This window comes from Leclercia sp. LTM14 (genome assembly GCF_023736175.1).
Taxonomy (GTDB): domain Bacteria; phylum Pseudomonadota; class Gammaproteobacteria; order Enterobacterales; family Enterobacteriaceae; genus Enterobacter; species Enterobacter barmai.
In genome coordinates this window covers 154,965-175,082 of the sequence record NZ_JAIKTT010000003.1, presented here as the reverse complement: position 1 = coordinate 175,082, position 20,118 = coordinate 154,965, and the positions used below count along the sequence as shown (strand labels likewise).

Sequence of the window (20,118 nt, the reverse complement as noted above, 5' to 3'; positions counted from 1 at the left end):
TAGGGTGAGGGGGAAATCATGACCACCAACCAACACCAGGAAATCCTCCGCACAGAAGGATTGAGCAAGTACTTTCCCGGCGTAAAAGCGCTGGATAGCGTCGATTTCAGTCTGCGCCGTGGCGAGATCATGGCCCTGCTGGGAGAGAACGGCGCCGGGAAATCGACCCTGATTAAAGCCCTGACCGGCGTGTATCACGCCGATCGCGGCACTATCTGGCTGGAAGGGAACGCTATATCGCCAAAAAATACCGCCCATGCCCAGCAGCTGGGGATCGGGACGGTCTACCAGGAAGTGAACCTGCTGCCGAACATGTCGGTAGCGGATAACCTGTTTATCGGCCGCGAGCCGCGACGTTTTGGCTTTTTGCGCCGCAAAGAGATGGAAGCCCGCGCCACCAGGCTGATGGAGTCTTACGGCTTCTCCCTCGACGTGCGCGAGCCGCTGAACCGTTTTTCGGTGGCGATGCAGCAGATCGTCGCCATCTGCCGCGCCATCGATCTCTCCGCCAAAGTGCTGATCCTTGATGAACCCACCGCCAGCCTGGATACCCAGGAGGTGGAGATGCTCTTCACCCTGATGCGCCAGCTGCGCGACCAGGGGGTGAGCCTGATTTTCGTCACTCACTTCCTCGATCAGGTGTATGAGGTGAGCGACCGCATTACCGTCCTGCGTAACGGCAGTTTTGTCGGCTGCCGCGAAACCCGTGAGCTGCCGCAGATCGAGCTGGTCAAAATGATGCTCGGCCGCGAGCTGGAGACCAACGCCCTGCAACGGGCGGGCCGCACGCTGCTCAGCGAGAAACCTATCGCGGCGTTTAAAGAGTACGGTAAGAAGGGCACCATCGCGCCCTTTGACCTTGAGGTACGCCCGGGCGAAATCGTCGGTCTGGCGGGTCTGTTAGGCTCAGGCCGTACCGAAACGGCGGAGGTGATCTTCGGGATCAAACCTGCCGACAGCGGCACGGCGATGATCAAAGGCAAACCCCAGGCGCTGCGCTCTCCGCATCAGGCCTCCAGCCTTGGGATCGGCTTCTGCCCGGAAGACCGTAAAACCGACGGTATTATTGCCGCCGCCTCGGTGCGCGAGAACATCATTCTGGCCCTGCAGGCCCAGCGCGGCTGGCTGCGGCCCATTCCGCGTAAAGAGCAAAACGCCATTGCCGAGCGCTTCATTCGCCAGCTCGGTATCCGAACCCCGAGCGCGGAACAGCCCATTGAGTTCCTCTCCGGCGGTAACCAGCAGAAGGTGCTGCTGTCGCGCTGGCTGCTGACCAAACCGCAGTTCCTGATCCTTGACGAGCCGACCCGCGGTATCGACGTGGGGGCGCACGCGGAAATTATCCGCCTGATCGAAACCCTCTGCGCCGACGGTCTGGCGCTGCTGGTTATCTCCTCGGAGCTGGAGGAGCTGGTGGGGTATGCCGATCGGGTGATCATCATGCGCGACCGTCAACAGGTGGCCGAGATCCCGCTGGACGCGCTCTCCGTTCCGGCCATCATGAACGCCATTGCGGCATAAGGAGTAGATCGTGATGCCACGTTCACTTTCTCAAACCGGCGAGCCGAAGCGCCGCTTCAGCTGGCCCACCGGCACGCCGCAAATCATTGCCCTGGTGCTGGTATTGCTGGTGGATAGCCTCGTTTCGCCGCATTTTTATCAGATTATCCTCCAGGATGGCCGCCTGTTCGGCAGTCCGATTGATATCTTAAACCGCGCCGCACCGGTGGCTCTGCTGGCAATCGGCATGACGCTGGTGATTGCCACCGGCGGTATCGACCTGTCGGTGGGGGCGGTGATGGCCATTGCGGGCGCGACGGCGGCGTCGATGACCGTGGCCGGACACAGCCTGCCGGTGGTGCTGCTGGTAACCCTCGGTACCGGGGTGCTGGCGGGACTATGGAACGGCATCCTGGTGGCGATCCTCAAGATACAGCCCTTCGTTGCGACCCTGATTTTGATGGTCGCCGGACGCGGGGTGGCGCAGCTGATCACCTCCGGGCAGATCGTCACCTTTAACGCCCCTAATCTGGCGTGGATCGGCAGCGGTTCGCTGCTGTTCTTCCCGACGCCGGTGATTATCGTGGTGGTCACCCTGATCGCCTTCTGGCTCTTTACCCGCAAAACCGCCCTCGGGATGTTTATCGAAGCGGTGGGGATCAACATTCGCGCCGCGAAAAACGCCGGGGTCAGCACCCGCCTGATGGTGATGCTGACCTACGTCTTAAGCGGGGTGTGCGCCGCCATTGCCGGGGTGATTGTCGCGGCCGATATTCGCGGGGCGGATGCCAATAACGCCGGTCTGTGGCTGGAGCTGGACGCGATCCTCGCGGTGGTGATTGGCGGCGGCTCGCTGATGGGCGGACGCTTCAACCTGCTGCTGTCGGTGGTGGGGGCGCTGATTATCCAGGGGATGAACACCGGTATTCTGCTGTCTGGCTTCCCGCCGGAACTCAACCAGGTGGTGAAAGCGGTGGTGGTGCTCTGCGTGCTCATCGTGCAGTCGCCGCGCTTTATCAGTCTCATTAAGGGGATGCGTGGTCATGATAAAACGTAATTTACCGCTCATGATAACCCTGGGCGTGTTTGTGCTGGGGTATCTCTACTGTCTGACGCAGTTCCCCGGCTTTGCCTCAACGCGGGTGATCTGCAATATCCTGACCGATAACGCCTTTCTGGGGATCATCGCCGTCGGCATGACCTTCGTGATCCTCTCCGGCGGGATCGACCTCTCCGTCGGGTCGGTCATCGCCTTTACCGGCGTCTTTCTGGCAAAAGCGATTGGCTACTGGGGGATCTCCCCGCTGCTGGCCTTCCCGCTGGTGCTGGCGATGGGCTGCGCCTTTGGTGCCTTTATGGGGCTGCTGATCGACGCCCTGAAAATTCCGGCATTCATTATCACCCTCGCCGGGATGTTCTTCCTGCGCGGCGTCAGCTATCTGGTGTCGGAGGAGTCGATCCCGATTAACCATCCGGTGTACGACACCCTCTCCAGCCTGGCGTGGAAAATCCCCGGCGGCGGCCGTCTGAGTATTCTCGGTCTGGTGATGCTGGGCGTGGTGGTGATCGGTATTTTCCTCGCTCACCGCACCCGTTTTGGCAACGAAGTGTATGCCATTGGCGGCAGCGCCACCTCGGCGAACCTGATGGGGATCTCCACCCGCAGCACCACCATCCGGATCTATATGCTCTCTACCGGGCTGGCGACGCTGGCGGGGATTGTCTTCTCCATCTATACCCAGGCGGGCTACGCCCTGGCAGGGGTTGGCGTGGAGCTGGACGCAATTGCCTCGGTGGTGATTGGCGGCACGCTGCTCAGCGGCGGGGTCGGCACGGTGCTGGGCACGCTGTTCGGGGTGGCGATCCAGGGGCTGATCCAGACCTATATCAACTTCGACGGCACGCTCAGCTCGTGGTGGACCAAGATTGCGATTGGCATTCTGCTGTTCATCTTTATCGCCCTGCAGCGCGGCCTGACCGTACTCTGGGAGAACCGTCAGAGCTCGCCTGTCACCCGGGTGAGTACCACATCCAGCAAGGGATAACTCCCTGAATTTGCGTAAAGTCTAAATCTTTTCCGGTAGCGGCCGATAACCCTTAATTCTGTCCAGATTTATCTCGCTACCGGAAATTACATCATGCTTAAAACGCTATCGATTCGTACCGGCTTGCTTTCGTTACTGGCCGTCATGACCCTCCTGCTGCTGCTCGTCAGCGGTATTGGCATTTATGCCCTCACGCAGAGTTCCTCCTCCCTGCAGCGCATTAATCACCTTCAGGGTGAACAGCTGGTGCAGCTCAATTCGGGCTACACCCTGATTTTGCGCGCACGCAACGAGGCGGGGCAGGCCGTCCGCATGATGGAGGTGGGCCTGCTGGATGACGCCGCCAAATCGGTGAAGAACATCAATGACGAAATCAAACAGGCGCAAGCCACGCTGAAAAGCGTGATCGATGGCGGCGTGAACGATCCCGAAGGGGAGCAGCTGCTGAAGAAGGTGGCGGAGAGCCTGGCGGCATACAACGCCCAGGGGATTGTGCCGATGCAGAACGCCCTGAATGCGCAGAATGCGGATGACTATTACGATCTGCTGGAGAACCGTCTGGTGCCGGTGGCGCGTCAGTTTGACAACGACATGCAGGCCTTCCAGATCTGGAGCGACGCCCGGGGCAAAGCCGAAGTCGCTGCGGTGCAGGCGAGTAAAAATCGGGTGATGATGCTGATTATCGTCGCCGCGCTGCTGACCGCTGGCATTATCGTGCTGGCCTGGCTGGCGCTGCGCCATATGCTGCTCAAGCCACTCTCCACCTCTATCGCCCAGCTTGAACACGTGGCCGCCGGGGATCTGACCCACGCCCTGACCCGCCCCGCCAGCCAGGAGTTTAATCGCCTGAATGCCGCCATCGAGGAGATGCGCCAGTCGCTGATGGGCTCGGTGCTGCGGGTGCGCGACGCCAGCTCGCAAATCGACACCGGCAGCCGGGAGCTGACCGCGGGCAACATGCACCTTGCCCAGCGGACGGAATCCACCGCCACTTCCCTTGAGCAGACCGCCGCCAGCATGGAAGAGCTCACCGCCACGGTGAAACAGAACGCCCACAATGCCGAGCAGGCGCATCAGGTGGCGAAGACGATGTCCGATACCGCCGACCGCGGCAGCGAAATGGTGTGCTACGTGATTGAGAAGATGCGCGACATCTCCGGCAGCGCCGACCGCATCGCCGACATTCTCAGCGTCATTGACGGCATTGCCTTCCAGACCAATATCCTGGCGCTGAACGCCTCGGTCGAGGCCGCCGCGCGGGTGAGCAGGGGCGCGGTTTTGCGGTCGTCGCCGGGGAAGTACGTATCCTCGCCAGCCGCAGCGCCGATGCGGCAAAAGAGATCCGCACCCTGATTAGCGATTCACAGGCACACGTCAGCGAAGGCAGCGAGCTGGCCCAGCAGGCGGGTGAAACGATGGACGAGATCGCCACTGAGGTGATGCGCATGACCCGCCTGATGCGTGAGATCGCCAACGCGTCGCACGAACAGAGTCGCGGTATTGAGCAGGTGAATATCGCTGTCAATCAGATGGATGAAACCGCGCAGCAAAACGCGGCGCTGGTCCAGCAATCCTCTGCCGCGACGCGCTCGCTGGAAGAGCAATCCCGCGAGCTCATCGAGGCGATGTCATCGTTTAAGCTGTCGTTACAGCAGGCGTAGCACTATCACGTTCCGGCGCCGCTGGCGTCGGGACGCTCTCCGCGTTCTCCGGGGTGCTGGCGATATGATCGTGAATTGAAGCCAGCAGCTTTTCCATCTCGGCGGTCAGCTTCAGCGCGTGTGGCGTTGGCTCCAGGAACAGCCCCTTGCGGGTAAACAGCGGCTCATTAAACAGCATACCAAAGCGTTTCAGCGCCAGGCTCACGGCGGGCCTGGACATATCAAGACGTAAAGAGGCTTTGGCCATGCTCCCGCATCTGACGACTTCAATAAATACCGGAATAAGATTGAGATCGATTCCAGTGGATGAGCGAGAGTAGTTTTTCATTTCTGCTGATTCCCGTTGAACACTATTTGAACGCCGTAATGATGACGGATAGCGCCGGAGGGTTACAGCAGCATTTTTATATAGTGTTATACCGACACAGGTATAAATCTTTAGAAAAACAAAAGGGCCTGGCGGCCCTTTTGGTCAAACTCAGGCGTCCGGGTATTCGCGGATCAAACGTTCGACGTCTTCAACCATATGATCGTTGCCGACGAAGAACGAGCGGCGCTGGTGCAGGCTTTCAGGAATGATATCCATAATCCGCTCTTTGCCGTCGCTGGCTTTACCACCCGCCTGCTCGGCGAGGAAGGCCATCGGGTTGCACTCGTACAGCAGGCGCAGCTTGCCTTCCGGGTGGCTGGCGGTGCTTGGGTAGAGGTAGATACCGCCCTTCAGCAGGTTGCGGTGGAAATCCGCCACCAGGGAGCCGATATAGCGCGAGGTATAAGGGCGCTGGGTGGCTTTATCCTCTTCCTGGCAGAATTTAATGTACTTCTTCACGCCCGACGGGAATTTAATGTAGTTCCCTTCGTTGATGGAGTAAGTGCTGCCTTTCTGCGGATAGCGCATGCGCTCCTGACACAGGCAGAACACGCCCAGCGACGGATCGTAGGTAAAGGCGTGCACGCCGCAGCCGGTGGTGTAGACCAGCATGGTGGAGGAGCCGTAAACCACATAGCCCGCAGCAACCTGCTTGTTGCCCGGCTGCAGGAAATCTTCTTCGGTTACCGGCGTGCCGACAGGGGTAACGCGACGGTAAATGGAGAAGATCGTGCCGACAGAGACGTTAACGTCGATGTTGGAGGAGCCATCCAGGGGATCCATCAGTACGACATACTTCGCGTGTTCACACCCTTCAAAGACGACGATTTCATCTTCTTCTTCCGAGGCGATCCCCGCAACGATGTCGCGCGCGCGCAGTGCAGCTTTCAGTTTTTCGTTCGCGAACAGATCGAGTTTCTGTTGAACTTCGCCCTGCACGTTCTCAGCACCGCTGGCACCCAGGATATCGACCAGACCGGCCTTGTTGATATCGCGATGGATGATCTTGGCGCCCAGCTTTATTGCCGACAACAAAGCAGTGAGCTCACCGGTAGCATGCGAGAACTCGTGCTGCTTTTCGACAATAAATTCACCTAACGTTTTCATAACACTTTCCCTGCATTGGATGTTGAGTAAAGTTGTTGATGCCCAACAATCTTAACAAACTTTCAAATAGTGTCGCAGAGGTGAATCGCGCCAGCTTGCTACAGATTTTCCTGAAATGCGTTTCTCTGCTGCTGACATATGCGTAAAATGTGCGCCACATTGAAGAAGGATAGTGACGTATGCGCATTCATATATTGGGGATTTGTGGCACTTTCATGGGCGGCCTGGCTATGCTGGCGCGCGCTCTTGGCCATGAGGTGACAGGTTCGGACGCCAATGTGTATCCGCCGATGAGCACGCTGCTGGAAAACCAGGGCATCGATTTGATTCAGGGTTACGACGCCAGCCAGCTGGAGCCGCAGCCGGATCTGGTGATCATCGGTAACGCCATGACCCGTGGTAATCCCTGCGTAGAAGCCGTGCTGGAAAGGAATATTCCCTACATGTCAGGCCCGCAGTGGCTGCATGATTTTGTCCTGCGCGATCGCTGGGTTGTTGCTGTTGCGGGGACGCACGGTAAAACCACCACCGCCGGAATGGCGACCTGGATCCTCGAAGCCTGTGGCTACAAGCCGGGCTTTGTGATCGGCGGCGTACCGGGTAATTTCGACGTCTCTGCCCGCCTGGGCGAGAGCCCGTTCTTTGTCATTGAAGCAGACGAATACGACTGCGCGTTCTTTGATAAACGCTCCAAATTTGTCCACTACTGCCCGCGCACGCTGATCCTCAACAACCTTGAGTTCGATCACGCGGACATTTTCGACGACCTGAAAGCGATCCAGAAACAGTTCCATCACCTGGTGCGCATCGTGCCGGGACAGGGGCGGATTATCCTGCCGGAAAACGACATCAACCTGAAGCAGACCATGGCGATGGGTTGCTGGAGCGAGCAGGAGCTGGTGGGCGAGCAGGGCCACTGGCAGGCGAAAAAGCTGACCAACGATGCCTCTCAGTGGGAAGTGCTGCTGGATGGCGAAAAGGTCGGGGAAGTGAACTGGGCGCTGGTGGGCGAACACAACATGCATAACGGCCTGATGGCGATTGCCGCTGCCCGTCATGTGGGCGTGCTGCCTGCCGATGCGGCCAATGCGCTGGGCTCCTTTATCAACGCCCGTCGCCGTCTTGAGCTGCGCGGCGAAGCTAATGGCGTCACGGTGTATGACGATTTTGCCCATCACCCGACCGCGATCCTGGCGACCCTGGCTGCCCTGCGCGGCAAAGTGGGCGGCACGGCACGCATCCTGGCCGTACTGGAACCGCGCTCAAACACCATGAAAATGGGCGTCTGCAAAGACGATCTGGCCCCTTCTCTGGGCCGTGCGGATGAGGTCTTCCTCCTGCAGCCGCAGCACATTCCGTGGCAGGTGGCGGAAGTGGCGGAAGCCTGCGTCCAGCCAGCGCACTGGAGCGCCGATGTGGATACCTTAGCGGAGATGGTGGTGAAGACCGCGCAGCCGGGCGATCACATTCTGGTGATGAGCAACGGCGGGTTTGGTGGGATCCATCAGAAGCTGCTGGACGGTCTGGCGAAGAAAGCACAGGCCGCAGAATAACCCTCACCCTAACCCTCTCCCTAAAAGGGAGAGGGAACAATTCCTCCCTCGCCCCTTTGGGGAGAGGGCCGGGGTGAGGGGAAACAAACGGCTCGGTTCTTAACCTTCCGCTTCCGCCAGTTCGCGCAGATACTGGAAAATCAGACGCGCAGATTTCGGCGGCTTGTTTCCCTCTTTCTCTTTCTTCGCGTTGCGGATAAGCGTTCGCAGCTGCTGGCGGTCGGCGTCCGGCCACAGGTTCAGCACTTCTGCCAGGGCATCATCACCATTATCAATAAGGCGATCGCGGATCTGCTCCAGCTTATGGAACAGCGCAACCTGCTGGTTGTGGCGGTTTTTCAGCTTATCCAGCGCCTGGCGGATCGGATCCACATCGCGCTGACGCAGCAATTTACCAATCAACTGAAGCTGGCGACGGCGGCCCTCTTTCTTGATGCGTTGTGCCAGTTCGATGGCGGCACGCAGATCGGGATCGAGCGGGATTTTGTCCAGCGCGTTTTTACCCAGCTCTACCATTTCCGCACCAAGCTGTTTTAACTCTTCGGCGTCGCGTTTAATTTCACTTTTACTGACCCAGATGATCTCATCATCTTCGTCTTCGATGTCATCACCGGGAACGTCGTCGAGCCAGTCTTCGGGCTGCTTAGTCATGTCAGGCTCCTTAAAAAAAGAGGCTAATGTTACCAGTTTAGACGCGTACTGAGAAACGGTTCTCTGTTAGACTTCAGCTAACTACACCTTACATTATGGCATTTACGATGAAAGTGATCTCACAAGTTGCAGCGCAGCGTAAAGCACTGGAAGAGGCCGTCTCCATGGCCCTGGAGCTGGCGTCAGCGAAATCCGACGGGGCAGAAGTCGCCGTCAGCAAGACCACCGGCCTGAGCGTCAGCACCCGCTATGGTGAAGTGGAAACCGTTGAATTTAATAGCGATGGCGCGTTAGGGATTACTGTTTATCACCAGAACCGTAAAGGCAGCGCCTCCTCGACCGACTTAAGTCCGGACGCTATTGCCCGCACCGTGCAGGCGGCGCTGGATATCGCCAGCTACACCTCTGCGGACCCTTACGCTGGCGTCGCAGATCGGGAATTGTTGGCTTTCGAGGCCCCGGATCTGGATCTGTTCCACCCGGCGGAAGTGACCCCGGACGAAGCCATTGAGTTTGCGGCCCGCGCGGAACAGGCCTCCCTTAACGCCGATAAGCGCATCACCAACACCGAAGGCGGCAGCTTCAACAGCCACTACGGCATCAAAGTCTTCGGCAACAGCCACGGCATGCTGCAGGGCTACAGCTCAACCCGTCACTCGCTCTCCAGCTGCGTGATTGCGGAAGAGAACGGCGACATGGAGCGCGACTACGCCTACACCATTGGCCGCGCGATGGGCGATTTGCAGTCGCCTGAGTGGGTTGGGATGGAGTGCGCAAAACGCACATTATCCCGCCTCGCTCCGCGAAAACTGTCTACCATGAAAGCACCGGTGATCTTCGCCAATGAAGTGGCGACCGGGCTGTTCGGACATCTGGTGGGCGCCATTGCGGGTGGAGCGGTGTACCGTAAATCTACCTTCCTCCTCGATGCGCTGGGCACGCAGATCCTGCCGGAGTGGCTGACCATTGAAGAGCACCCGCACCTGCTGAAAGGGCTGGCCTCCACGCCGTTCGACAGCGAAGGCGTGCGCACGGAACGTCGCGATATCATCAAAGACGGCATCCTGACTCAGTGGCTGCTGACCAGCTACTCCGCGCGCAAACTGGGGCTTAAGAGCACCGGCCATGCGGGCGGGATCCACAACTGGCGCATTCCGGGCCGTGGCCTGAGCTTTGAGCAGATGCTTAAAGAGATGGGCACCGGACTGGTGGTGACCGAGTTGATGGGCCAGGGCGTCAGCGGCGTGACCGGCGACTACTCGCGCGGGGCGTCTGGCTTCTGGGTGGAAAACGGTGAGATTCAGTATCCGGTGAGCGAAATTACCATCGCCGGTAACTTAAAGGATATGTGGCGCAATATCGTGACCGTGGGCAACGATATCGAGACGCGCAGTAATATTCAGTGCGGATCCGTACTGTTACCGGAGATGAAGATCGCCGGTCAGTAATACCCGTCATACTTCACGCTGCAGATGCGTTGGCTGCGCGCGTTCACCCCAGTCACTTACTTATGTAAGCTCCTGGGGATTCACGCGCTTGCCGCCTTCCTGCAACGCGAATTATTTAGGGTATCGGTCGTTTTTTCATAATAAAAAAAGGAAGTGAGCAATGCGTAAAACCCTGTTAGCTATCCTCGCAGCGTCATCGCTGGTAATGAGTACGTCGGTCTTTGCCGACCTGGAAGACAATATGGACACCCTCAGCGAAAACCTGAAGGTGGTGCAAAAAACCGATAATGCCGGAGAGATGAAAGAGGCGTTAACCAAAATGCGTACTGCGGCGGTGGATGCGCAGAAAGAGACCCCGCCGAAGCTGGAAGGTAAAGCGGAAGACAGCCCGGAGATGAAAGATTTCCGCCACGGTCTTGAGACGCTGGTCGGCCAGATCGACGGCGCACTGAAGCTGGCGAACGAAGGCAAAGTGAAAGAGGCCCAGGCGGCAGCCGACGGGTTTGTCACCACGCGTAACACCTATCACAAAAAATACCGTTAATGGGTGCCTGAGCCTTACGCCCTGTCCCCGTGTGCGGAGGCGCACTAAACGCCTCCGCCTGTTTGCCCCTACGATCCGGAGCGACACTCCATTTGCGCAATCACTTCAAGCGAACCGTTTCGAAAACGGATCTCGCACAGCGTTTTCCGCGTCACCAGAGTTAAGATGATTATTGTCAAAGAAATAATCATCAAAACCCCGATACTGGGATCTCTGCGTTTCATGGATGCCTCCTTGCTTTAAAAGCGGGCGAGGTAGCGAACTCCACGGTCGGTACGTGTCGTTTCGAGCCCCCGCCCTGATTTTTAGTCAGGCGGGGCTTTCCACTTTCCGTCCCATGCAAGAGACGGTCAGTCTCAAGCACCCACGGCCACTCTACCCAATCCGCATAAGAAAACCTTATCCAGCTCACATTTCTACGAGTCTGCTCGTAAACTTTTTCACTTCCAGAACGCCGTATTCGCCGTTCAGATGCGTGATATTCGTCACGTAAATCCAGCTCAAAATCATTATTCAGGGCAATTATGTGGCACAGATCACTGGTGCCGCTCTCCTTTCCACTTCGAAGTGGAAAACAACTCGCTACAAACCCATAACAGCCGGCGTTAGTTTTATCCCAGAGCCAATAACGGGGTAAGACGAGTGATTAACGGAACGGTAATAAACGACACTGGAGACCAGGCGGCACAAACTGAACAGCTCGCCGACAGCATGCTCAGGCAGACTTTCGCGCTGCTTAGTCATAACAACATTATCCCCAATGCCGTTCAGGAGCAGATGCTGACCTCCCACGTTCGCGCCATGGCGCACCGGTCAGTTACCGGCGAACCCTTGCCGGAGGTCGAAGCTGACCTGTTTGACGAAATTTCACCAGAATCCATGCGGCTTGCCCGTGAAGTGGTCGCGCAGTTTGGCAATCTTCCTGATGAAGAGGCCTGGCTGCTCTCCGTTCACTTCGAAGTCGCAAAAGACAACCTTTAAGGAGCACATCATGGAACAAATTACAGTTGTCATCGGCGATCGCCTGGGCAAAGGCCAGAAGGTTGCAGCAGGGGTTGAAAAAGCAGGTGGCCGCGCGGTCGTGGTGCCTGGCATGGCGGCGGATATGAAGCTCGGCGACGTGATGAAAGCGGAAAACGCCACCTTCGGTATCTCTTTCTGCGGCAGCGGCGGCGCAGGTGCCATCACCGCCCAGACCAAATATGGCTACAAAGCGAAGTACGGCATGCGTTCGGTGGAAGAGGGCGTGACCGCCATCAACGAAGGCTGCAACGTGCTGGGCTTTGGCTTTATGGATAAAGAAGAGCTGGGCGAGCGTCTGGTTCAGGCGTGGCAGAAGAAGCACGGCGCATAAGCATGAAAGAACAGTTCACCACCACGGTGAGAGTGAAAGGCAAAGGTGACGCCAAAGCGCGCGCCTTTGCCGACGCGCTGAACCACGTTCAGGCCGCGGTGATGAAAGCATCGCCGCATATCTTACTGCGTATTGAGCCACAGGATGTGCAGGTTGTTCAGGCGCAAGAAGCGGTGCGTAAAGAGGCGTTTCTGTTCTTCTTTTTGCGCCGGGAAAGACGCACCTACAGCGTGGAGCTGGACGTGACCGTCAACGTGACTGCCATCAATCTCGACCAGGTGGACTTTGTCACGCAACGCTGATTCTTACTAATAGGGCAGAATAATGTTCCTGATAATTTTAATAAAATCGCTCATCATCGGCGGCCTGGTTGGCGTCGGCGTTGGTGCCGGGGCTGCACGCATGTTTCATGCGCCTACCACACAAGGTATGGGCGCGTTTCGTACGTTGGGGGAGCTGAACTCCTGTGAAGGGGATCCGGCGTCCCACTTCTCCTTTGGATTAGGCTTCTTCTTTAACGCCTGGGCGTCGTCAGTGGCGGCGGGTTCCTTCACCCAGGACGTTGACCACCGCATCATCCCTAACTGGGGTGCTGCGGCATTGATGATCAAAAACCGCAACGTCGGCGAGACCCTGCACGATCCTAAGCGCATGGCGATTGCCTGCGGCGTGATCGGCATGATTGTCGTCACCTTCCTGAACCTTACCGCCTCGTCCGTTCCGGCCGCGCTGCAGGTGACCGCCGTTAAGGTGCTGGTGCCGGCGGCTAACCTGCTGGTCAACACCGTGATGCCGGTGATCTTCTGGCTGGCGGCCATCGACGCGGGCAAAAAATCGGGCTTCTGGGCTACCGTCTTTGGCGGCGCGGCGCAGCTGATTATGGGTAACGCCGTACCGGGTCTGGTGCTGGGCATCCTGATCGGCAAAGGCGTGGAAGAGAGCGGCTGGAACCACGTCACCAAAGTGATGATGGCGGCCATCGTTCTGCTGTTCGTGCTGAGCGGCTTCTTCCGCGGCTTCGACATGAAGATGATTGAATCCTTCCATCTGACCGTGCCGAACTGGCTCGACATGATCCACAACTCGCTCAGCGGCAAGTAACAGGAGCCTCTAAATGGAACAGAATAAAGGTTTTTGGTATGCCGACTGGTCGTTCCCGATCTTCGTTGGCCTGCTCTCCTCCGGCGTGTTCGCCGGGACGCACATGTACTACCTCTACGGCATCGGTGCTTTTAACGAAGTGGCCTTCGTGGCGATGCTGAAAGCGGGGATCGATACCGGGGCTTACGGCGCGGTGGCGGCGTTTGGCGCCAGCTTCCTGTTCGCCCGTATTATCGAAGGTTCGCTGGTGGGGATCCTCGATATCGGCGGCGCGATCCAGACCGGCGTGGGCTTAGGCGTTCCGGCGCTGCTGCTGGGCGCGGGCATCATGTTCCCGGTGACCAACTTTGCCGCCTCGCTGGCAACCGGCCTGGTGATTGGCCTGGCGATTGGTTACGTCATCATCCTGGCGCGTAAGTTCACCATCAACCAGAGCAACTCCACCTACGGTGCAGACGTGATGATGGGGGCCGGTAACGCCTCCGGCCGCTTCCTCGGGCCGTTGATTATCCTCAGCGCGATGACCGCGTCGATTCCTATCGGCATTGGTTCGCTGGCGGGCGCACTGCTGTTCTATATCTGGCAGAAGCCGATCACCGGCGGTGCCATCCTCGGTGCAATGCTGTTGGGTTGGCTGTTCCCGGTCGCCCTTTAATACCCGCGGGCGCTCAGGCGCCCGACTTATCAGGAGAACCCCATGTTTGATTTACTCCTGCGCCGTGCGCGCCTCACCGACGATACCCTGACCGATATCGCCATTCAGGACGGGAAGATCGCGGCGACGGGCGACATCACCGATCCCGCCCACCGCACCGTTGAGCTCAACGGCGACACTTACGTCAGCGCAGGCTGGATCGACTCCCACGTCCACTGCTACCCGAACTCGCCGATTTACCACGACGAGCCGGACAGCGTCGGCATCGCCACCGGCGTCACCTCCGTGGTGGACGCGGGCAGCACCGGGGCGGACGACGTGGACGATTTCTACGCCATCACCCGCAAAGCCTCCACCGAGGTCTTTGCCCTGCTGAACATCTCCCGCGTGGGGCTGATTGCCCAGAACGAGCTGGCCAACATGGCCAACATCGACGCCGACGCGGTGAAGCAGGCGGTACAACGCCACCCGAATTTTATCGTCGGCCTGAAAGCGCGCATGAGCAGCAGCGTGGTGGGCGAGAACGGCATTACGCCGCTGGAGCGCGCCAAAACCATCCAGAAAGAGAACGGCGACCTGCCGCTGATGGTCCACATCGGCAACAACCCGCCGAACCTCGATGAGATTGCCGACCTGCTGAGTTCCGGGGACATCATTACCCACTGCTACAACGGCAAACCGAACCGCATTCTGACGCCATCCGGCGAACTGCGCGCTTCCATCACCTCCGCCCTGAAGCGCGGCGTGCGTCTGGACGTGGGCCACGGCACGGCGAGCTTCAGCTTTGAAGTGGCGAAACGCGCCATCGCGATGGGCATTCTGCCGCACACCATCAGCTCGGATATCTACTGCCGCAACCGCATCAACGGTCCGGTGGGCTCGCTGGCAAGCGTGATGTCGAAATTCCTCGCCATCGGCATGTCGCTGCCGCAGGTGATTGAGTGCGTGACCGCCAACGCCGCCGACGGCCTGCGCCTGGCGCAGAAAGGGCGCATTCAGCCGGGGCTCGATGCCGACCTGACGCTGTTCACCCTTAAGCGCCAGCCGACGGTGCTGGTGGATGCCGAAAACGACAGCCTGCAGGCTGAACACATTCTGGTGCCGCTTGCCGCGATCCGCGCGGGCAAGGGCTACATGACCGAACAAGGGAGCAAGGAACATGCCTTCGATTTATGAGAAGTACAACTTAAAGCAGGTGATCAATACCTCCGGACGCATGACCGCGCTCGGCGTCTCCACCCCGCGCCCGGAAGTGGTGCAGGCGGCAATGGACGGCATGAACCAGTACTTCGAGATGAAGGATCTGGTGAACAAAACCGGCGAATACATCGCGAAACTGCTGGATGTGGAAGGGGCGACCGTCGTCTCCTGCGCCTCGGCGGGCATCGCCCAGTCGGTGGCGGCCGTGCTGGTAAAAGACAGCGACTGGCTGCTGGAAAACCTGCACGTCACCCCGATTGAGAACAACGAGATCGTCCTGCCGAAGGGCCATAACGTCAACTTTGGTGCCCCGGTCGGCACCATGGTGGCGCTGGGCGGCGGCAAACTGGTGGAAGCGGGCTATGCCAACGAATGCTCCGCCGATCAGCTGGCGGCGGCGATCACTCCGCGCACGGCGGCGATCCTCTACATCAAATCTCACCACTGCGTGCAGAAGAGCATGCTCAGCGTGGAGCAGGCGGCCGTGGTGGCACGTAAGCACGACCTGCCGCTGATCGTCGATGCGGCGGCGGAAGAGGATCTGCATACCTACTACCGCTCCGGCGCGGACCTGGTAATTTACAGCGGCGCGAAGGCCATTGAAGGCCCAACCAGCGGCCTGGTGATCGGCAGGACCCAGTACGTGGAGTGGGTGAAGCGCCAGACGGCGGGCATTGGCCGCGCCATGAAGGTGGGCAAAGAGGGCATTCTCGGCCTGACCTGCGCCATCGAACACTACCTGACGGCCACCAAAGAGAGCGGTGCCGAGATGGTGGCGAAGATGACCCCGTTTATTGACGCGCTCAACACCCTGAACGGCGTCACCGCCCGCGTGGTCTGGGACAGCGCCGGTCGCGATATCGCCCGTACCGAAATCAAGTTCGACGAAGCCGCCACCGGCGTCGGCACCGGCGACCTGGTGCACGCCCTGAAGCAGGGCGAATACGCCATCTACTTCCGTGGCTACAAGGCCAACGAAGGGATCATCGAAGCGGACGTGCGCAGCGTCAGCGCCGACCAACTGAATATTGTCTATCGCCGCATCAGCGAAGTATTAGGCCAGGAGAAAAAGGCATGAAACTGACCCCCAATTTTTACCGTGACCGCGTCTGCCTGAACGTGCTGGCCGGATCGAAAGCCAATGCCAGCGCCATCTATGAGGCGGCAGAAGGCCATGTGCTGGTGGGCGTGCTCTCCAAAAACTACCCGGACGTCGACAGCGCCGTGGCCGATATGCGCGAGTATGCCGCGCTTATTGATAACGCGCTCTCCGTGGGCCTGGGCGCGGGCGATCCGAACCAGTCGGCGATGGTGAGCGAAATCTCCCGCCAGGTACAGCCGCAGCACGTCAACCAGGTCTTTACCGGCGTGGCGACCAGCCGCGCGCTGCTGGGGCAGAGCGAGTCCGTGGTCAACGGTCTGGTCTCGCCGACCGGCACCGTCGGCATGGTGAAAATCTCCACCGGCCCGCTGAGCAGCGCGTCGCCGGACGGCATTGTCCCTGTAGAGACGGCGATTGCCCTGCTGAAGGATTTCGGCGGCAGCTCGATCAAATACTTCCCGATGGGCGGCCTGAAGTGCCGTGACGAATACAAAGCGGTGGCGGAAGCCTGCGCCCGTCACGATTTCTGGCTGGAGCCGACCGGCGGCATCGATCTGGAAAACTACGAAGAGATCCTGCAGATCGCCCTGGATGCGGGCGTGAGCAAGATCATCCCGCATATCTACAGTTCGATCATCGACAAAGCCAGCGGCGATACGCGTCCGGAAGACGTGCGCACGCTGCTGGAAATGACGAAGAAACTGGTTAAGTAATAAAAACCACCCCTCACCCCAGCGGTGTAATCATCCCCTCTCCCCTATGGGGAGAGGGTCAGGGTGAGGGGAGTAAAAAATCTCAGGATCCCCATGCACACCCAACATCAGCAGTACGCCTGGGTCGGCACTTACCATCCCCACGGCGAAGGCTTATACCGCTTTACCCTCGACCCCATCACCGGCGCGCTCAGCAACAAAACCCTGGCGCATACCCTGACAAACGCCGCGCAGCTGGCTATTGCGCCGGATGGCAATACGCTCTATCTGGCAAGCGAAGTAGAGCAGGGCGTTGTCCAGGCGTTGCGTATTGATGACGCCGGAGAATTGCATCTGCTGAACGAGGTGGCGTCCGGCGGCGCAGGCCCGGTATCCCTGTCGTTGACCCCTACCGGACGTTACCTGCTGGTGGCGAACTACGGGAGCGGGTCGGTGGCCGTTCTGCCGGTCAACGCGGATGGCAGCCTGGGTGACGCCACGGATACCCATCAGGACAGCGGCGAGCCGGGTGTGGCAAAACCGGAAGCCGCCGTGGAGGGCAGTTTTGCCATCAGCGGGCATAGCGCCCCGCATGCCCACATGATCGCCGCCGATCCGCGCGGGAAGTTCGTTTTTTCAACCGATCTGGGTCTGGATCGTATTTATCAGTACCGTTTTGACGATCAAAGCGGAAAGCTCATCCCGAACGATCCGCCGTTTATCAGCGCCTCCTCAAAAGGAGCCGGGCCGCGCCATTTCGTCTTTACGTCAAAAGGCGATGCCCTGTGGCTGATTAACGAAGAGGCGTCTACGCTGACCCATTATGTGCTGGATAACAGCGGCAGGCTGAAAGAGGGTAAAACGGTCTCCGCGCTGCCGGCAGGTTACAAAGGCACCAGTTTTGCCGCCGGGCTGGCATTAAGCACCGATGGAAAACAGCTGTATGTCGCTAACCGTTTGCATAACAGCATCGGGCACTTTACCGTAACGGCGGACGGCATCCTGACCCATCAGGACGATGTCTGGACGCGGGGCGATTACCCGCGCACCCTGACGCTGGATAAAGAGGGACGCTGGCTGTACGTCATGAACCAGCGCAGCGACAACATCACCCGTTTTCGCGTGGCGCAGGACGGCAGGCTGAGCTTTGAGCCAGACTACACCCCGGTAGGCAGTCCATCCCAGATGGTCATTTCACCCTGAGCAGTAAGAGGACAACCCCGTGCGATTTCCCAACCAACGTTTAGCGCAACTGTTCGAGATGTTGCAAAACGAAACGCTGCCGCAGGATGAACTGGCGCAGCGGTTGTCGGTATCCACGCGTACCGTCCGGGCGGACATTACCGCGCTCAACGCGCTGCTGGCGGGGAACGGGGCGCAGTTTATCCTCAGCCGCGGGAACGGCTACCAGCTGAAGATCGACGATCCGGCGCGCTATCAGCTGCTGCAGGATTCCCACCCACGGATGCTGCGTATTCCGCGCACCGGCCCGGAGCGGGTGCACTACCTGGTGGTGCGTTTTCTCACCTCGGCGTTCTCCCTCAAGCTGGAAGATCTGGCCGACGAGTGGTTCGTCAGCCGCGCTACGCTGCAGAGCGATATGGCGGAGGTGCGGGAGTGGTTTCACCGCTACCGCCTGACCCTGGAGACCCGTCCGCGTCACGGCATGAAGCTGTTTGGCAGCGAGATGGCGATCCGCGCCTGCCTGACCGATCTGCTGTGGCAGCTGGCGCAGCAGGACAATCTCAACCCGCTGGTGACGGAGGTGGCGCTGAATGCGGGCGTGCCGGAGCAGCTTGCCGCCGTCCTGCATGAGACCTTTACCCGCCATCACATTCGCCTCACCGATGAGGGCGAGCTGTTTTTACGCCTCTACGGCGCGGTGACGGTGCGGCGCATCAGCGAAGGCTATCCGCTGCCGGAATTTAACGCTGAAGAGGTGGCCGAGAACGTGCGCGACGCCGCGCGGGATATCGCCAGCGCCATCGCCCGGCTGGCAGATAAAACGCTGGCACCGTCGGAAGTGACCTGGCTGGGGGTCCATATCGCCGCGCGCCAGGTGCAGGAGATCTCCCCCAGCGCCATCAACGCCGATGATGAAGAGGCGCTGGTGAACTACATCCTGCGCTATATCAACACCCACTATAACTACAACCTGCTCGACGACGCCCAGCTGCATGCGGATCTGCTGACCCACATTAAGACCATGATCACCCGGGTGCGCTACCAGATCATGATCCCCAATCCGCTGCTGGATAACATCAAGCAGCACTACCCGATGGCCTGGGACATGACCCTCGCGGCGGTCTCCAGCTGGGGCAAATACACTCCGTATGCGATCAGCGAAAACGAGATTGGCTTCCTGGTGCTGCATATCGGCGTCGGGCTGGAGCGCCACTACAACATCGGCTATCAGCGCCAGCCGCGGGTGATGCTGGTGTGCGACGCGGGCAACGCCATGGTGCGGATGATCGAGGCGGTGTTGCAGCGCAAGTATCCGCAAATCGAGGTCACCAGCGTTCTGACGCTGCGGGAATATGAGCAGTGCGAAAGCATCAGCGAAGATTTTGTCATTTCCACCGCGCGCGTCGGCGAAAAAGCCAAGCCGGTGGTGATGATCGCCCCGTTCCCAACCGACTATCAGCTGGAGCAGATTGGCAAGCTGGTGCTGGTGGACAGAACCCGCCCGTGGATGCTGGAAAAGTACTTCGACGCCAGCCACTTTCGCGTGATTGAAAAACCCATTGACCAGCAGACGCTGTTCCAGGAGCTGTGCGGCCAGCTGCAGGAGGAGGGGTTTGTGAACGCGGAGTTTCTCGACTCAGTGGTCGAGCGTGAGGCCATCGTCAGCACCCTGCTCGGCGACGGTATCGCCCTGCCGCACTCCCTTGGTTTGCTGGCGCAAAAGACCGTGGTTTACACCGTGCTGGCCCCACAGGGCATCCAGTGGGGGGATGAAACCGCGCACGTCATCTTCCTGCTTGCCATCAGCAAAAGCGAGTATGAAGAGGCAATGGCCATCTACGATATTTTCGTCACCTTCCTGCGCGAACGGGCGATGACCCGGCTGTGCGGCTGCCACGACTTTGCGGAATTTAAATCCGTGGCAATGGAGTGTTTGAGCCGGTTTTGAGC

General features: G+C 59.2%; 20 protein-coding genes and 1 pseudogene. 17 read left to right on the top strand and 4 right to left on the bottom strand.

Annotated elements, in window-relative coordinates; genetic code table 11:
• Positions 1-18: 18 nt before the first annotated feature.
• The 4 genes and pseudogenes from ytfR (at position 19) to K5I40_RS09705 (ending at position 5,206) form a co-directional block, all read left to right on the top strand.
• A complete protein-coding gene (gene ytfR / locus K5I40_RS09720; protein WP_223074451.1) occupies positions 19-1,521 on the top strand; it encodes a galactofuranose ABC transporter, ATP-binding protein YtfR in 1,503 nt (500 codons plus the stop codon).
• A gap of 10 nt (positions 1,522-1,531) precedes the next feature.
• A complete protein-coding gene (gene ytfT / locus K5I40_RS09715) occupies positions 1,532-2,557 on the top strand; it encodes a galactofuranose ABC transporter, ATP-binding protein YtfT (protein ID WP_138370105.1) in 1,026 nt (341 codons plus the stop codon).
• Positions 2,544-3,545, top strand: coding sequence for a galactofuranose ABC transporter, permease protein YjfF (yjfF, locus tag K5I40_RS09710; RefSeq protein WP_223074450.1), 1,002 nt, complete (start codon positions 2,544-2,546; stop codon positions 3,543-3,545). Before ytfT ends, yjfF begins: the two co-directional genes overlap by 14 nt.
• A gap of 93 nt (positions 3,546-3,638) precedes the next feature.
• Positions 3,639-5,206: pseudogene (locus K5I40_RS09705) on the top strand (methyl-accepting chemotaxis protein).
• On the opposite strand, the gene K5I40_RS09700 reads toward K5I40_RS09705, so the two are convergent.
• Positions 5,181-5,534 carry a LysR family transcriptional regulator gene (locus tag K5I40_RS09700; protein ID WP_223074449.1) on the bottom strand — a complete coding sequence of 118 codons (354 nt, stop codon included), beginning with the start codon at positions 5,532-5,534 and terminating at the stop codon, positions 5,181-5,183. The pseudogene K5I40_RS09705 and the gene K5I40_RS09700 overlap by 26 nt on opposite strands.
• A gap of 150 nt (positions 5,535-5,684) precedes the next feature.
• Positions 5,685-6,683: a class 1 fructose-bisphosphatase gene (fbp, locus tag K5I40_RS09695; protein WP_039030617.1), complete on the bottom strand. Its 999-nt coding sequence runs from the start codon at positions 6,681-6,683 to the stop codon at positions 5,685-5,687.
• Positions 6,684-6,862: 179 nt separating this feature from the next.
• Between fbp and mpl the strand changes: the two genes are divergently transcribed.
• Positions 6,863-8,236 (top strand): UDP-N-acetylmuramate:L-alanyl-gamma-D-glutamyl-meso-diaminopimelate ligase, encoded by a 1,374-nt coding sequence (mpl, locus tag K5I40_RS09690; protein ID WP_039030616.1) that lies wholly within the window; start codon positions 6,863-6,865, stop codon positions 8,234-8,236.
• A gap of 99 nt (positions 8,237-8,335) precedes the next feature.
• Here the strand turns inward: mpl and yjgA are convergent, their stop codons facing one another.
• A complete protein-coding gene (gene yjgA, locus K5I40_RS09685) occupies positions 8,336-8,887 on the bottom strand; it encodes a ribosome biogenesis factor YjgA (protein WP_138370108.1) in 552 nt (183 codons plus the stop codon).
• Positions 8,888-8,982: 95 nt separating this feature from the next.
• Between yjgA and pmbA the strand changes: the two genes are divergently transcribed.
• Positions 8,983-10,335, top strand: a complete 1,353-nt coding sequence (pmbA, locus tag K5I40_RS09680; RefSeq protein WP_039030614.1) for a metalloprotease PmbA — start codon at positions 8,983-8,985, stop codon at positions 10,333-10,335.
• A gap of 160 nt (positions 10,336-10,495) precedes the next feature.
• Positions 10,496-10,879, top strand: coding sequence for a cytochrome b562 (gene cybC, locus K5I40_RS09675; RefSeq protein WP_039030613.1), 384 nt, complete (start codon positions 10,496-10,498; stop codon positions 10,877-10,879).
• Positions 10,880-10,947: 68 nt separating this feature from the next.
• On the opposite strand, the gene K5I40_RS09670 is transcribed toward cybC, so the two are convergent.
• Complete coding sequence (locus K5I40_RS09670; protein WP_231568143.1) at positions 10,948-11,070, bottom strand: Hok/Gef family protein; 123 nt, start codon at positions 11,068-11,070, stop codon at positions 10,948-10,950.
• A gap of 451 nt (positions 11,071-11,521) precedes the next feature.
• Here K5I40_RS09670 and K5I40_RS09665 point away from each other — a divergent pair, with 451 nt between their 5' ends.
• From K5I40_RS09665 to K5I40_RS09620, 10 genes are all read left to right on the top strand, one after another.
• Positions 11,522-11,860: a glycine dehydrogenase gene (locus tag K5I40_RS09665; RefSeq protein WP_223074448.1), complete on the top strand. Its 339-nt coding sequence runs from the start codon at positions 11,522-11,524 to the stop codon at positions 11,858-11,860.
• 10 nt (positions 11,861-11,870) lie between these two features.
• Complete coding sequence (locus K5I40_RS09660) at positions 11,871-12,233, top strand: SFCGS family glycine-rich protein (protein ID WP_032616243.1); 363 nt, start codon at positions 11,871-11,873, stop codon at positions 12,231-12,233.
• Between the two features lie 2 nt (positions 12,234-12,235).
• Positions 12,236-12,535 carry a DUF4312 family protein gene (locus K5I40_RS09655; RefSeq protein ID WP_006810338.1) on the top strand — a complete coding sequence of 100 codons (300 nt, stop codon included), beginning with the start codon at positions 12,236-12,238 and terminating at the stop codon, positions 12,533-12,535.
• A gap of 22 nt (positions 12,536-12,557) precedes the next feature.
• Entirely contained in the window at positions 12,558-13,334 is a 777-nt protein-coding gene (locus K5I40_RS09650) for a DUF4311 domain-containing protein (protein ID WP_223074447.1), read from the top strand.
• A gap of 13 nt (positions 13,335-13,347) precedes the next feature.
• On the top strand, positions 13,348-13,989 hold the full coding sequence (locus K5I40_RS09645) for a DUF4310 family protein (protein ID WP_039030608.1): 642 nt from the start codon (positions 13,348-13,350) through the stop codon (positions 13,987-13,989).
• 42 nt (positions 13,990-14,031) lie between these two features.
• Complete coding sequence (locus K5I40_RS09640; protein ID WP_223074446.1) at positions 14,032-15,165, top strand: amidohydrolase/deacetylase family metallohydrolase; 1,134 nt, start codon at positions 14,032-14,034, stop codon at positions 15,163-15,165.
• Positions 15,149-16,267 carry a DgaE family pyridoxal phosphate-dependent ammonia lyase gene (locus tag K5I40_RS09635; RefSeq protein ID WP_223074445.1) on the top strand — a complete coding sequence of 373 codons (1,119 nt, stop codon included), beginning with the start codon at positions 15,149-15,151 and terminating at the stop codon, positions 16,265-16,267. The genes K5I40_RS09640 and K5I40_RS09635 overlap by 17 nt, the downstream gene beginning before the upstream one ends.
• Positions 16,264-17,004, top strand: a complete 741-nt coding sequence (locus tag K5I40_RS09630) for a 2-dehydro-3-deoxy-phosphogluconate aldolase (protein WP_138370111.1) — start codon at positions 16,264-16,266, stop codon at positions 17,002-17,004. Before K5I40_RS09635 ends, K5I40_RS09630 begins: the two co-directional genes overlap by 4 nt.
• 93 nt (positions 17,005-17,097) lie before the next feature.
• Positions 17,098-18,186 carry a lactonase family protein gene (locus K5I40_RS09625; RefSeq protein WP_223074444.1) on the top strand — a complete coding sequence of 363 codons (1,089 nt, stop codon included), beginning with the start codon at positions 17,098-17,100 and terminating at the stop codon, positions 18,184-18,186.
• A 19-nt stretch (positions 18,187-18,205) separates the two neighbouring features.
• Positions 18,206-20,116: a transcription antiterminator gene (locus K5I40_RS09620; protein ID WP_223074443.1), complete on the top strand. Its 1,911-nt coding sequence runs from the start codon at positions 18,206-18,208 to the stop codon at positions 20,114-20,116.
• Positions 20,117-20,118 lie beyond the last annotated feature (2 nt).